7 protein-coding genes and 1 pseudogene are annotated in these 14502 nt (G+C 61.4%); 5 read left to right on the top strand and 3 right to left on the bottom strand.

Annotated elements, in window-relative coordinates; genetic code table 11:
• The first annotated feature begins 75 nt into the window (after positions 1–75).
• The 3 genes and pseudogenes from IB279_RS32135 to IB279_RS38225 all read left to right on the top strand — a co-directional run.
• Entirely contained in the window at positions 76–2187 is a 2112-nt protein-coding gene (locus IB279_RS32135; protein ID WP_192340561.1) for a hypothetical protein, read from the top strand.
• A gap of 10 nt (positions 2188–2197) precedes the next feature.
• Positions 2198–5929 carry a DUF6519 domain-containing protein gene (locus tag IB279_RS32130; RefSeq protein ID WP_192340559.1) on the top strand — a complete coding sequence of 1244 codons (3732 nt, stop codon included), beginning with the start codon at positions 2198–2200 and terminating at the stop codon, positions 5927–5929.
• Positions 5930–6083: 154 nt separating this feature from the next.
• Positions 6084–6254: pseudogene (locus tag IB279_RS38225) on the top strand (hypothetical protein); the annotation flags it as partial.
• A 7-nt stretch (positions 6255–6261) separates the two neighbouring features.
• Here IB279_RS38225 and IB279_RS32125 read toward each other — a convergent pair.
• Positions 6262–7017 carry a hypothetical protein gene (locus IB279_RS32125; RefSeq protein WP_060582062.1) on the bottom strand — a complete coding sequence of 252 codons (756 nt, stop codon included), beginning with the start codon at positions 7015–7017 and terminating at the stop codon, positions 6262–6264.
• Positions 7018–7492: 475 nt separating this feature from the next.
• Here IB279_RS32125 and IB279_RS32120 point away from each other — a divergent pair, with 475 nt between their 5' ends.
• Together IB279_RS32120 and IB279_RS32115 are read left to right on the top strand one after the other, a co-directional pair.
• The gene (locus tag IB279_RS32120) at positions 7493–9247 is read left to right on the top strand and encodes a lysozyme (RefSeq protein WP_060643925.1); all 1755 of its coding nucleotides are present in this window, start codon (positions 7493–7495) and stop codon (positions 9245–9247) included.
• A gap of 65 nt (positions 9248–9312) precedes the next feature.
• Positions 9313–10503, top strand: a complete 1191-nt coding sequence (locus tag IB279_RS32115; protein ID WP_192340557.1) for a DUF2235 domain-containing protein — start codon at positions 9313–9315, stop codon at positions 10501–10503.
• A 441-nt stretch (positions 10504–10944) separates the two neighbouring features.
• Here the strand turns inward: IB279_RS32115 and IB279_RS32110 are convergent, their stop codons facing one another.
• Complete coding sequence (locus IB279_RS32110; RefSeq protein WP_192340555.1) at positions 10945–12177, bottom strand: ABC transporter substrate-binding protein; 1233 nt, start codon at positions 12175–12177, stop codon at positions 10945–10947.
• Positions 12178–12180: 3 nt separating this feature from the next.
• A complete protein-coding gene (locus IB279_RS32105) occupies positions 12181–14136 on the bottom strand; it encodes a hypothetical protein (RefSeq protein ID WP_112986061.1) in 1956 nt (651 codons plus the stop codon).
• Between the last annotated feature and the right edge of the window lie 366 nt (positions 14137–14502).

Genomic DNA, 14502 nt, shown 5'->3' with positions numbered 1-14502 from the left:
TTCGAACGGCTGCCCAGCCATTTCCGCACGCGCGATGCCGAAGAGGGTCGTGCGCTTCAGGCGCTGATGGAGATCATGGCACAGGAGCTGGTCATCCTGGAGCGCGACATAGACCAGCTCTACGACGACTGGTTCGTCGAGACCTGCGAGCCGTGGGCACTGCCCTACATCGCTGCGCTGATCGGCGCCCGGCCGATGCGCGAGATCGGGTCCGACCAGATAGGGCTTCTGCGCGGATACGTCGCCAATGTGCTGCGCAACCGGCAGGCAAAAGGCACCGCCGCGGCGATCGAGCAGGTGGCGCGCGAAGTGTCCGGATGGTCGGTGGTGGCGGTCGAATTCTTCCAGAGGCTTGCGACCTCGCAGCATATGAACCATGTGCGACCGGCTGCACCGGGCTTTGCCGACCTGCGCAACACCGCGCGCTGCCGCGCCAGCCGGTCGCCGTTCTCAACGATGGCGCATTCGCCGGCCGCCGGGCAGCCGGGCGCCTATGCCGGGCGCTACAACATTCCGCATCTGGGGCTGTTCATTTGGCGGCGCGCGGCGGCACCGATCTGGCCTGTGGAAAATCCAGCCGCAGGGTATCTGGGCGGGGCCGTTCCGCGTCCCGATGCACCGGATCCGGGGCTTTTGACCTTTGATCCGCTGGGACGCGACCTGCCGTTGGTCAACCGCCCGGCGGCCGACCTGAGCGTGGGTGCGCGGATGACCGCGCGCACCGTGCCTGCGACATTGTCCCGTGATGAGGTCTTCGCCGCGCTCAACGCTGCCCGCGCAGACGGCGCCACTCCGGGCCGCTGGTTTGAGGAAAGCCCGCCGTTTCGAGTGCGTCTGGACGGCGCGGAGGTGTCGCCTGAAAAGCTCTTCTGCTGCAATCTGGAAAAGGCCGAAAACGGCACCTGGCGGCGGCCGGCCGTGGCTGGCACGGTGATGGTCGACCCTGAGCTCGGCCGGATCTCGCTGCACGCTTCGGACGAGGGCAAGGCGGTCGAGACCGGTTTTGCCACCGGGCAGCCCTTCGATATCGGCGGCGGCGCCTATGACCGGCGGTCGAGCCTTGAGAAATGGCTGCCCGATCTCGTAGTGCCCGGCGAGGCGCCGCCCTGGCAGATCGGTGTGACGAAGGTGGCGGGCCATGTGACCGACAACCCGCTTCAGGGTGGGCCGGTGGTCGCGAGCCTGCGCGATGCGGTCGACCGCTGGAATGCCCAGGCCACCGCGGGCTCGCGCGGGATCATCGCGGTGATGGACAACGCCACCTATGTCGAGGCGTTGAACGCCACCCATGCAATCACGTTGCCGAAAGGCGCAACGCTGGCGATTGTGGCTGCCGCCTGGCCGGTGGTGGAGGAGCCGGGCGGGGTGCGTCGCCGCTTTGCGGGCCAATTGTCGCCGATGCACCGGCGGCCTCTTGTTCTGGCGCCGGCGATGATCGAGGCGGCGGATGCGGGCGACGACCCGGCCGGTTCGCTGGTGATCGACGGATTGGTGATCACCGGCAATCTCACCGCCCGGCCTGGAGGCGATCTTGGGGCTCTCCGGCTTTACAATTGCACGATCGGCGCCTCGGGCGCGGCGCTGGACTATTCGGTGCGTGCCACCACCGAGAACGCCAGGATGAGCCTGGTCCTCGACCGCTGCATTGTCGGCAAGGTGGAGCTACCGCAGGCGACAGGCGCGATCGAGATCACGCGATCGATCATCGGGGAGGATCAGACCGCCGGTGGCGGCGGGGCAGGGGCTGGCGCCTTGGTGCTGCGCGTGCCGCTCATGGACATGAGCTGCAGCGGCAGTACCGTCCTTGGCCGCACCACCTGCCGCAGCCTGCAGGCGGAAAACAGCATCCTCACTGGGCGGATCACCGTCGAGCACCGGCAGAGCGGCTGCGTCCGGTTCTGCTATGTCGACGAGACCTCGGTCTTGCCGCGCCGCTACCGCTGCGTGCCGCGTGCGAGCGACGACCCCAAGCCGCGGCCGGTCTTCGTCTCGACCCGTTTTCAGGATCCCGAATTCGGGCTCTTAAGCCTGCGCACGCCACGGGCCATCCTCGAAGGGGCCGAGGATGGCATGGAGATGGGAGTGGGCTACGCCAACCGCGACCCCGCCCGCCGCGCCAACATCCGCGATGCCATCGAGGAATTTGCGCCATTCGGCCTTGTTCCGGGCTTCATTTACATGAGTTAGGAGGCCTGCCATGACCGGCGATATTTCGAGAAAGACCTTCGATCCTGTCAAGGATTTCAGCCTTGTGGGGATGCAGCAGGGCCGCCTGTTCACCGATGCCGACTGGAACGAACAGGGCGACATCCTGCGCGCCTCGGATCGGGAGACGGCAGCTGATATCATCGGCCCCGCCGGCTTTCCGGAGGACGATGCGGGCTTCGGACTGATCCCGGATGCCGGGACCGGAACGCTGGTGATCACCCCTGGTACCGGATACGTGGCAGGTGTGGGCCATGTGCTGCGCTGGCCTTATGGCTTTTCGCTGACCCGTCAGTCGGGCACCGGCGGCAATGCGGTCTGGCGGATCGACGATGGCGGGGAGCTGGCTGACGACGACGTGCTGAGCACTGACCCGGCGGGCCTGAGCGTTTTCGTCAAGGTGCGCAACTTCGCTGAGGATGCGAACGGCGTGCGGACCTTCCGTACCACGCCAGCCCTTGGTGATGCCGTGACCCGCGCCTTCCGGCCGGCAACAGTCCAGCGGCAACCATATGGGGCAGGCACGCCGCTTCCGGCGGTGGCCGGCGACTACCTGGCCGTGCTCAAGTCCACAGATCTGATCGTGACCGCCCTCGATGAACCGCTGCTGCGCGAGGTGGCTTTCGACGGGCCGGATACGGCCTATCGTGAGCGGACCATCTGGCAAGTCCAGCTGGTCGCGCGCGCGGCGCTCCTGGCGCTTGGATACCCGGCTTCCGACCTGACCTGCCCGGCGCTGTCAAAGGGGTTCGATCCCGTCCTTGCCGATCGTGCGCAGGGCGAGATGCGCGCGCGGGCGGAGCTTTCCGACCTTAGCGCCGGCCCCTGCAACCTGCCGCCCGCCGCGGGCTACCGCAGTCTCGACAATTTTCTCTTCCGCGTCGAGATCCATCTGGCTGGCGACGAGGCGGCGGCGTTCTACAAATGGTCGCGCGAGAATGCCATTCACCGCACGCGATACCGCGAGATCGACGCAGGCGTCTTGGTGGTGGACAGCATCGGCCGTGATGAGATGACCGCGTTGAAGGCGGGCGACTGGATCGAGATCCGCGATCAGGCGGCGATCTATGGGGAGGCGCCTGGCTTCTTCGCCCGGATCGACGAGGTGGTCGGCCAACGCGTCTCGCTTGCCGAACTGCGCGATCCGCTCACGCTTGCGCCACTCCTCAACAACGGTCTCCCGGACACAGACAAGCTTCCGGCGGAGGCATTCGTCACCCGTTGGGAAGGCGGGCTTCCGGCGCAGGTGGACGATGCCGCGGCCGATTGGGCAGATCTGGAGAATGGTGTCCAGATCCGCTTCGAAGCTGGTCAGTATCAACCCGGCGATCACTGGATCATTCCGGCGCGCGCCGTGTCCGGCGATGTGGAATGGCCACGCAATCCGGTCACCGGCGAACCGTTGCCGAAACCTGCAGAAGGACCGCGGCGCAACTATGCGGCGCTCGCCTGGCTCGTGCTCGACGGTGCCGGCGCCTGGACCGTAGCCGAAGATTGCCGCCCGCTTTTCCCGCCGATTACCCGCGCCAAGCAGGTGCTCTACGCCGGCGGCGACGGGCAAGAGGCCCTGGACGATCCCCTGAATGCGGCCGCCTTGGTACCTCTACCAAAGGAGCTTTCCGTCGCGGTGGTGCGCGGCCATAAACCGGTCCAGGGAGAGACGATCCGTTTCACCGTTGCGGAGGGGGCCGGGCAGTTTGGTAACGGCATGCCAACCCAAGAGGCCACCACCGATGGCACCGGCGTGGCGTCGGTGACCTTTAGCCTTGACGGCACGAACCGGGTGCAGCGCGTCTTTGCCCAGCGGCTGGATGCCGCCGGAACACCGACCCATGCGCCCATCAGCTTCAACGCGACACTCGCGCGTGCGACCCACGTCAGTTTCAACCCGGCCAATACGCCCGCGCTTGCGCTCGCCAATACGGTGCAGAAGGCTATCGAGGCTTTGGCGGGGCTCCAGCATGTCGGCTGCACCACGATCGTCATCCAGCCGGGTGAGGACTGGGTGGCGCGGCTGGAGGGGCTGCAGCCGGGCGAGAATGCCTCGATCTGTTTTGCAAGGGGCACCTACACCACCGGGCGCACCGTTGAGATGACCGGTCTTGGTCATATCCGCATCAGCGGCGCCGGGCCCGGGACCGTCCAGATTCTGGCCTATCGGACGGAGGCGGCCATCGCCTTTGCAGCCTGCGCCAGCGTTGTGGTCAGCGGGCTTGAATTTGCAACGCCCGACAGCAACAGCGCGGTCGATCCCGGTCGGAAGATCCACCGTCAGGGCACGCTGGACTTCGGTCACTGCTACGCCGTTGAAGTGCATGGCTGCACGCTGAGTTGCGGCGGCGGCACCTCGACCGAGCGCACCTGCCTGACGGTCCGGGGCTACAGCGAGACGCTGAAGAGCTTGAGGGTCACGCAATCGGTTCGGATCACCAACAACAGTCTGACGGTCGGCAACCTTCAGGAGGGGATCGTCGTGACCGATGCCGTCGACGTCGATGTGTCCGGCAACATCCTGACCGCCAAGCCGGGCAAGGGCTCGCTCAACATCAAGGCGTTCCTTTCCGACAAGGTCTGGCTAGCCACGACCGCAAACAGCTTCATCACCCGCCCCGTGAAGGGCTATGTCGGCCGGGGTACCGGCTTCAAGGAGATTGGCGTCAAGGAATGGCGCATGACCTTCGACAGTCCAGTGCCGCAGAAGGACTGGGACGCGCTGGTCGCTACAAACCCGCCCGCCGCGGCGGACCTCAAGAACCAGGAAACGTTCGGTCGCTGGGCGCAGGGGCTCGTCGCCTCCGTGGCAGAGAACCCCGACCGGATGCCGGTGTTTCGCAAGCAGTTGAAGCGGCTTGGGGACTCGTTCGGCACCCATGGTGAGGGGCTGGACAATACGAAGGTGCGCACCACGCTCCTCGTTTCGAGCGACCCGGTCGTGCAGCGCTTCGATGCGAGATCGGGTGCTGAGCGACAGGTCGTGGTCGAGGCGAACGGGCAGGTCGTCGCCTTCGACAGTGCCTTCAGCCAGAAGGATTGGACGACGCTCATTTCCCGCAGCGGCTCGGCTGCCAAGATCGCAAATGCAGACGAACTTCTGGGGCTGAGCTACGGCCTGGCGAAGAAGGTATTGGAGGATGCCGAGCTCCGCGCCGGGCTGGGATCGGTCCAGAACTGGCTGAAGGGGCTTGAGGAAAACTCGGTCAGCCTGGGGGCGCAGGGCATCGTCTGCGGTGGACGGCGGATGGACAATGTCGCGATCCGGGGCAATGCGATCCGCGCCTTCCAGGTGGGGGTGCGGGTGGCGGTCAGCCACATGCGCAACGCGAATGTGCGGGCCAGATCGGTGTCGATCGACGACAACCGCATGGAGTTGATGGCGCCCTACGCACAAGCCTATGCCGGTTACGGTGTGCTTGTCGGGAATGTCGATACCCTGCGCATCCGGGGCAACGAGATGGCACTGTCGACCCGGCCGAATTTCAGCAGGTATTTTGCGCAGGGCATCCGCATCTGGGGCTTCATCGGTCACCAGGTGCTGGTGGCGGAGAACCGGATTTCGATGGCCACGATGGGCATCCGCCTGGTTTCGGTCGTCGCGTTCGGCGACGAGGATCCGCACCTTTGGGTGTTCCGCGAAAACCTGATCGAGGGACCGGGGATCCGTGGCTGGAAGGTGACGCCATCCTGGCAGCTCGTCGACCAGAACAATCTGACGCGTAGCGTCTAAGGATGGCCTGACGCCGATTTTCGTTGTATGATTGTGTTTCCTGGCTCTTATGGCAATGATTTTGTGGTGCCACCGGGTTCGAGTCCCTGTCAGGTAAGCGAAGCGGAGCGGGACACCGGTCCGCTTCCCGCATTTTTAGGCATGCAAAACCTGTGTGCCGGGTCCGTCCGGACTGCCCGTTTTCCAGCTTCGACGACGTGATCCGGACCCTCAGACGTTACGTCCGGGGCAGTCCGAGGTGACGATCGGAACGTCGAGCGAGATCACGGCGATGCACCGGGACGGCAGGACGCTGATCTCCGATCTTTTGAGCCGGCTGGTCGTAGGTGACTTCAAGGGGTCTTGGCGGTATCGGTTGTCAGTTGAACCAGAAGATACGTGACGATTGCATCCCGCTTGGCCAACCCCTTGGGGCGGCCCTCGGGGTCCAGGGCAACCAGCGTTTTGCGTGCCAGCTGATCCATTTTTGTGAGCGCTTCGGCGTTCGTCGCGTCGGCTGCGATCGCTTCCTTCGTAAACCCTGGTAGCTCAAGAAGTTTGCCGGCGTCGGGCGCGTCGAGCGCCTCGCGGAATCGTGCCTGGGTCTCAGAACCGTTCTGGCCCGACAGGTAGCTGATCACCGCTCGGCCGTCGGCGGCCGCGGCGAATTTCCCATCCGGGTCCGTGACCACCAACGTCAATTCCGGATCAAAGCTCGACAGTGCCTGAAGGTAGAGGACGACGGCCGACGGGGCGTAGTAACCCGGGCGGCCAAGATGGAGGACAAGCGCTACCGGTCGCCCCGGCGTGAGGGTGCGCGTCAAGCCTTCGATCGCTGCGACGCCCTCCTTCTCAATCGATTGGAAATTTTCGACGACATCCGTAAGGGGCAATAGCTTGACTTCGGATTTAGCGGCCTCGCGAAACGTCAGTGCGACACCGCCCGCGGACAACTCGCTGATCGTCCCAGACGCGATGCCCCAGACCCCGAGCGGGAGCAGAAGCAGCGCGATGAAGGTGGTGCTCTCGCCAATCTTCAGATGTTTGAGGATCAGGGCAAGCAGCACAGCCAGTGGGATACTTGCGATGGCATATACTATGGCGCTCATGGCTGCCCCCGCTCTAAAATCGAGCTATCGCGTATATCCTTAAACATTATAATCAGCCATTTTGGCTTTAACTGTTACATTTGGAACAGGTTCGTCACCAATCGTCATGTAAAGTATCGGAGGCTGGCTGAATAAACTCAGTCAAAGGCTATGTCCGATACTAAATGTCAGGGATTTTCGTCCGAAAATCCGACGGATATCCTTGTTTTATCGCCAAAGTGAACGTTTCTCGTTGAATTTTTAACGAGGTGGATCTTTTCCATAGTGTTGCATACGAAACCCGACGACCAACTGACGGCTCTGTCCCAATGTGAAGCAGAGCCCGACGGCGGTTGGACATGCCCTGGCGTTGGTCTGGGCGATTGGCAGGTCCCGCGTGGCGTGACCGTGCCAACTTGAACGCACAGTAAACCGACCATCAGCCGCGGCAGAACTAGCGGGCAACAGCGCGCTACAAAAACGATGGGAGGCTTCCGTGAAGACAAGTGTACGCGGCATATGCGCCATGCTCGCCGAAGAGGCAATCGTCCTATCAGCCTACAACGATGGCACAGGAACCATGACGGTCGGCGCCGGACATACGGCGGCGGCCGGTCCACCTGTTCCCCGCTCCGGCCTGACGATCACCCTGACGGAGGCGATCAACATCTTCCGCACCGATCTTGCCAAGTTCGAGGCGCAGGTCCAGGCAGCCGTCAGGACCCCACTGGCGCAGCATCAGTTCGATGCCCTTGTGTCGTGGCACTTCAATACGGGCGCGATATCGAAGGCAGGCTTGACGCAGAAGCTCAATGCCGGAGACGCTGTTGGCGCGGCCGCCGAATTTGCGCGCTGGAACAAGAGCAACGGCAAGGTGCTCGACGGCTTGGTCGCGCGTCGCGAGCGTGAAGCAGCCATGTTCGCAAAGGGAGAGTATGGCAGCCCGAAGATCCGCGTTCTGGAGAGCAGGGGCGGCCCGGACGAAATCTTCACCGCCGACCAGATCGAGACGCTCCTCGGGGGTGCCCCGAACTCGGAAGAAGAACAGACCACCGAAGAACTGCTGGCCAATCCGATCTCGCAGCTTCTCCCGCTCAACCGGCCCAAGCAATCCGCCGCGCTCACGAACACCGTGCTTCAGGAGTTTAGAAACCTCATCCCGGAAGAGGGGCGTGATGACGCTGTGACGTTGGTCGCCGTGCGCGGCTACTACCTCAACTCGATGGGCAAGGAGAGCGCAAACGATCGCGGCGTCTACGACGACGCGATCTTCATCGTCGAGCCGAGCGGTGTCCACAACTTCAACGCCAATACGGACCCCAGCCGTTTCGGTCGCGGTATCGCGCGGCTGAAGCCACGCCAGGCGATCCGGTACAGACCCGGTCTACACGGGTTTGGGCGCAAGAACGGACCCTATCCCGCCTTCCGGCAGGACAGCGACTGCACGGTCATTCGCGATGAAACCGGTGAGGATACGGATTCGCAGGATGGCCGCTTCTGGATCAATCTCCACCGCGGCGGCGTCACGTCCACCTCCAGCCTCGGTTGCCAGACGGTCCCACCGCATCAGTGGAACGAATTCAAGACCCTCGTAGACGGTCTGCTGAAGAAGCATGGACAGGAGACTTTTTACTACTTGCTCGTCGATCAGGACGATGTCCCACAGGAGGAAACGACCATGCCTGTTATCACGCAGCCGGCACCGGCTCCGGCGACGACCGAGGCGAACCCCGCACAATTGCTGCAACAGATCCTCGCGCTCGCTGCGATGTCGCGCGGACACAAGCCCGCGAACCAGGGCGACATGACCTGGCTGGTCGATGTCTTGCGGGCACTTGTCACCCAACCGACGATCAATGGCGTTGTCCTGAATGGCGCGAAACCGGACCCGCTCGCATCGGTCAGCGACCCTGACCTGACGCCGGTCAACGGTGCGCTCGGAAAGACGCTCGGGAATGCGCTCGACGGCCGCAAGACCGCGATAGGTGCCATCGGCATGCTCGCCACGACCCTTCTGCCAATCTTCTTCCCGCAGCTGGCGCCGGTCACGGCGATCGCTGCACCCTTGATCGAGGGGGCGGCGAACGCGGGCGCCACAGCGGCGGCGACGCATGCTGGCGGAGGGCTCGGCAGCGAGCTTGTAACGGCCGCCTTCCCTGTCTTTGCCGCGATCAGCGGCTGGGGCGTGATGGGCAAGGTTGAAAAATGGGTCCGCGCCCTTCGGGGCGGGCTTGAAGCGCCGGCCGCGTGAGAACCGCGGCTGCTCACGCCAAGACAACAGGGAAACGCACATCAGGGCCATAAAGGAAAAAAGAGATGAAACGCTTGGTTGTTTGTTTCGACGGAACCTGGAACGACGCCGATAGTGCCCGTTCCGAAACGAATGTCGCGCTGATCGCACGCTCCATTCGCGCATGCCAGCAGGATACAGGTGGTATTCCGCAGTCGGTCCTCTACCTGCGCGGCGTGGGATCGTCCGGCCTGCAGATTCAACGCATCCTGGATGGCGCAATCGGCACCGGCGTCGATGAGAACATTCGCTCCGGATATATGTTCCTGGCCCAAAATTACGTTGCGGGCGACGAGATCTATCTCTTTGGCTTCTCGCGCGGGGCCTTTTCCGCCCGCAGCCTTGCAGGACTGGTCGCTTCATGCGGGCTTCTCAAGCGTCAACGGCTTGGGGATCTGCGCAACGCCTGGCACTACTACCGGAATTACGAGAAACGGTCGCCCGAGGATTTCGTGGAGAAGTATTCGACGGACGCGCATGTCGATGTTGAAATCACGATGTTGGGGGTCTGGGACACGGTCGGAGCGCTCGGGGTGCCCAGCCACATGTTCAGTGCCTTCAACCGAAGGGAATACGGCTTTCACAACACCACGGCATCTCGGATAACGCGTCACGCCTATCACGCAATGGCCATCGACGAGGCGAGGGACGAGTTCGTGCCGACGCTTTGGACCGGCGACGCCCCAGAAAAAGAGTCGGGTCGGACCGTTGAACAGGTCTGGTTCGCAGGCAGTCATGGCGACGTTGGCGGCGGCTATGTTGATCGTTCGCTGGCCGACATTCCGCTGGTCTGGATGGCCGAAAAAGCGCAGGCCTGCGGATTGGTCATCGACTGGGATATGTTGCCGAAAGAGCTCGACATATATGCTCCCCACCACGACTCGCGCGCAGGCTGGTCTTTCAAAGATCGGCTGACGCCGACTTTTCGGCAGATCTGCGAAAAGCCGTTCAAGGTGGACTACTACGAGACGCTCTACCGGCCGCGCGATGAAAGAGGCTTTCTGCGTACGATCAACGAGTCTCTCCATCAAAGCGTTATCGACCGCTATGGGCGGATGGCCCTCTTTTCTCCCAACGACGACCCGACGGCGCGCATGCAGCAGCTCTACAGACCACGAAATCTGGGCCCACTGTTCCCGACCCCGGTCTTGAGACGGCGCCCCTTGGTGCCGAACTCCGTCGGAACTGTGCAGCCAATCGGTCTTGGGGCCTCCTGAGTTCTATCGATCCAGTTCATGGGGGCTGAATGTGCCAGGCAAGACCGGAAGGTTTTGCCTGGTACTTTTTGATCAGGCTGATACTGAAGTCGAAAGGCAGTGACGATGATGGGCGAGAGCGAGGTATCGACGGGGTACCTGGAGAGTAGCCCGAATATTCGCGTTGTCGCGATCAAAATGCGGATGCCAATGCAGACCGGGAGCACGACGTCTGCATCCGGCGAAAATCCCAAGAAATTGTGTGCACCACCTGTCCATGGGAGGGTACGTTGCAAGAGTAGGAATGCCGGCGCAACCGGATGATGTCGCGACCTGATCTGCCGGCGACTCCACAGTTGGGCTGCGTTCTTACTCCGACTTTGGAGCGGGGGACTTATTGCGAACTAAAAACAACACCGTTGGACACCACCCACAATTTTCGTTAGCCCGTCCGTGATGACTTCACTGTTTTAGAACGTAGACTGCCGAACTGGTAAAAAGGCTCGCGCGGCGGACGCCCACTGGACAGCGGAAACACGCAAGCAGGGGATCTTTTATCTCCTTTGGTGCGTCGCCTCCCGCGGGGATACTGTTGATCCGGAACAGTGTGGCGAGATGTTGAGATTTCTGCGCCCCCGGAAAATGGCCCGTAAACAGCCGTTCGACAGTGCCATCCTCGAACATGCCGTAGAGCGCAAGAGTTACGCGCTCGGGAAAGTCTGTAAAGTGGTGCGACGACACTACCAGAGCATAAGGCTCATAGCTGCCAGTTGCGGCAGGAGTGAAATCTGCGCCGCAGCGGGTGTTGGCGTTTTCGCTATAACCGGCGAGGGCGGCCCTAATCATCTCAACGTCCCCATAATAGCGGGCTAAGCGCCCAGAGCAGAACTCTTTTGCTGCGTCTTCGTGCGAGGGCATTGACCGCGGGCATACAATCAAACCGTCCTTTGATTGGGCCTTGGCTTGTTGCTCGGCCGCCTCCTGGGATGTCGATCCTTCGACATATCCCCAGAATGCAAATGATTTCGTTTGTATGCCGTCACCCTGCGATGAACGGCTGAGAGTGAGGTCGAACTTGTATTTGAGCCACCCGAGAAAACCGCTCGAAGCGGGAGGCGGAGACCCGTTCGAATCTGCGGCTTTTGCCTTTGGCGATGGCCACCACTTCCACTCCTCTGGTTTCTCGCCTTTAACCTTGTCCATCCACCTGACAATTTCGTTGCAGGTTGGGTTGTCGGCGCCTTCTGGAAGGTCACCAGCTGCGTTTGGCGCAACGGTGCCCCGTCGTGGTTGGACGTAGGAGCCGTTTGCAACAAAGATGATCGGTGAGAATTGAAGATACGGTACGCCGCCGTTGTAGGCAAAGTTCCGCATTCGCCGGAGCGTGATTGTAGTCGGATCACACAGAAGGTCGAAGTCTCCCGTTCCCATGTTTAGAAACTCGGCCCGTTGTCTTGTGTTGACGGTCACCGCCTTGAGGCGGTAACCGGCGCGTTGGACCGCTTCTGTGCATATATCCCAGAATAAGCCGTTATATCCGTTTGTGTTTTTGTCCTGCCAAATAAAGGGTCGTGCGTCGTTGCGTACCCCGACCGTGGCTTCTTCGCTGCCGATGGTGTCAGCGCGGGCCGCATAGGTCAGAGCGTGCGCTGGAAGCAGGGCGGCGAACACGAGTTTTGTAAACAACGGGCGCATCGGCTACTCCGCGGGTGTTGGCTCTGGCGTTGCACCGCCGGACGTCTTCCGTTCAGTGTGCTGTTGGGTGCCGCTGTGCTGGTTGAGGAGTGCCGAAACAATGCAGAATACGACAAAGAAACCAATGAGAGCAGAAAAGACTATTGAGTAGTAGATTAGGCCCCTGTGCATGTCGGTGAGGCTCTGTGCGGACAGTGGCATCGCGGCCCACGCCGAGGAGTACCGGGTTATCCCCCCACACAAAGCCATCACAACGGCAGAACTAAATGCCCAGATTAGACTCGAAAGACAAGTTGGCCTTAGGGACAATGACCACGCACGCGCCGACCATGCATCGAGCAGAAACGCGACGATCAGGGCAAGCACGGTGCCTCGGAGAACTGTCGGCGCATTGTATTCGAACGAGAGTTGTAGGATCACCCAGAGGCTTTGGCCATCAGCATTCCAACCAGTGTCGAGCCCGGATTTCCAGAGCTGCAAGCCGATGACGAACAGCGTAGCTACGGCCCATGACGCGATAAGTACGAGCACAAGCTGCGGCAGCCATTTGGTCCAGTTCGTTTTGCGGATGTTTTGCCAACGGCGGGATTGCATAGCTGCATCACGAAGTCCTAGCGTGACGATGACCGGAATGCAGTAGTTGTTGAATGCATAAAAAATACAGCTCAGCGTGCGCGAATAGGTATTAGGTGGGATGTCCCACGCAAGCTCGTTTTCATATCGGCCGGGCAGCATGCTCCAAAACAGGCTGATGAAGAACACGACGCCAAGTGTCCAGAGCGTAGCCATCGTCGTATAGGATCTTCGGTAGCTCGCGGTCGGGTGGGGATTAAGCAGCCCGCCGAGGAAGGTGTCGAGCTTCTTCTTTGCAACGAACTGCTGGTGTGCGGCGTCTCCGTCAGAAGAAGCAATTATGATGCCATGCTCAACATAGAGAGCGAGCAAGAAGCAGAAATCGTCGGCAAGATTGTCAGCGTCCAGAGCAAGTCGCTCCCAACTCGCGCGTTTGCGCTCGCCAAGGCTTGCATCGCCGGCACCGCTGCTCGCGGCGGCGATGCGCTTCGTTGCGGTTGAGCCGAAACCCGATCGGTCGTCGAGTTCGAAGATCAACTGATCGAGCCGTTTGCGTAGTTCCTCCTCGAGACGTTGGAAACGCTCCCGCACCGGGGCATTGGCGAGCTTGAGCTTTCGATCGAGAATCCAAGAGGAGACGGCGAAGATCAGTTCCAGATCGAACCGAAATTCCTCTCGGTCGTTCACCTGCTCCTTCGCAGCAGCTTGGTAGTGTTTCAAGCGATCCCAACTGCTAAGCGGAATTAGAAGATACTGCTTTACAGCGGTCGCCCCGGCAGCCGGTGTCGAGATCGCAACATCCTTTTCGCGCAGTTTAAGATCCCTTCGGCGTAGATCCTCGCTGGCGCCGATGACGTATGTGGGAATTCCGGCCAATCGATGTGCCGCTCCCCGCATCCAGTCCTCGAAGTTCGCGAGGAGCGGGAAGGTGGGGGCCAGGCCAACCATGATCAATGCTATGGCAAGCGACACGGATGCATCGATCCCGATATCGAAGTCGCGTTCCGCGGATGAGTCTACAACGCCTGACAGTGTCCACGGGATGGCAGCAGCGTCATTGTCCCGAGCGAAGCCAGCGACTACAGCCGCTGGCGCATCGGCCGAGGGCACAGGAAGCTTGCTCGCGCCGACTGTGAGGTCCGGCCCCCCGAGCAGTGGTAACAGTTCGGCGTAGGCGCAGAGGAAGAGGTAAATGAGCAGCAGTATAAGCGCGTAAAATGTATAGGCATGCAGAACGATGCGCCGCGCCCGAAGCTTGTCGGGTGACAGCAGGCTGACAAGACGCTCCATCTGCTGTCCACCTTCGTAGGTGACACGGTTGAAGCGTCCATAAGAATAAAACAGGACAATCGCCGCTCCGAAGAGCAGCGCGACAAGGTTCGGCATGGTGGTAAATCACAGTTTGGAGCAGTGCCTTAACGGCACTGCTGTACCGCCGGGTTGCATTGTGCAGCTGCCGTCGCAGGCACGAATGACGTCAGGGCAATGAGCACGAGCAATAGTTTCATCATGGCATCCTCCCTTGCAATATTGCTTTTTGATGCAGGAAGCGATCAGTTAACAAGTCGCGTTGTCGAAAGGCATAAGTAGCAAGACAACCGAATGTTCAAGGAACTACTTTCCCGATTATATGATACCAAACGCGTCACGACGTGGATGTTACGTTCGTAACACCTGAAGTCTCTGGGCAGGTGTAATTTACATCGGTCTCTGTGCGTTCCGCGCCGTCGCAAGCGCGGTCACCAATCTCCG

The sequence above is a fragment of the Ensifer sp. ENS06 genome (assembly GCF_014852205.1).
In the GTDB taxonomy this organism is placed as follows: domain Bacteria; phylum Pseudomonadota; class Alphaproteobacteria; order Rhizobiales; family Rhizobiaceae; genus Ensifer; species Ensifer adhaerens.
Note: the sequence above shows the minus strand (reverse complement) of the source record. Positions and strands in the feature narration are given on the sequence as shown.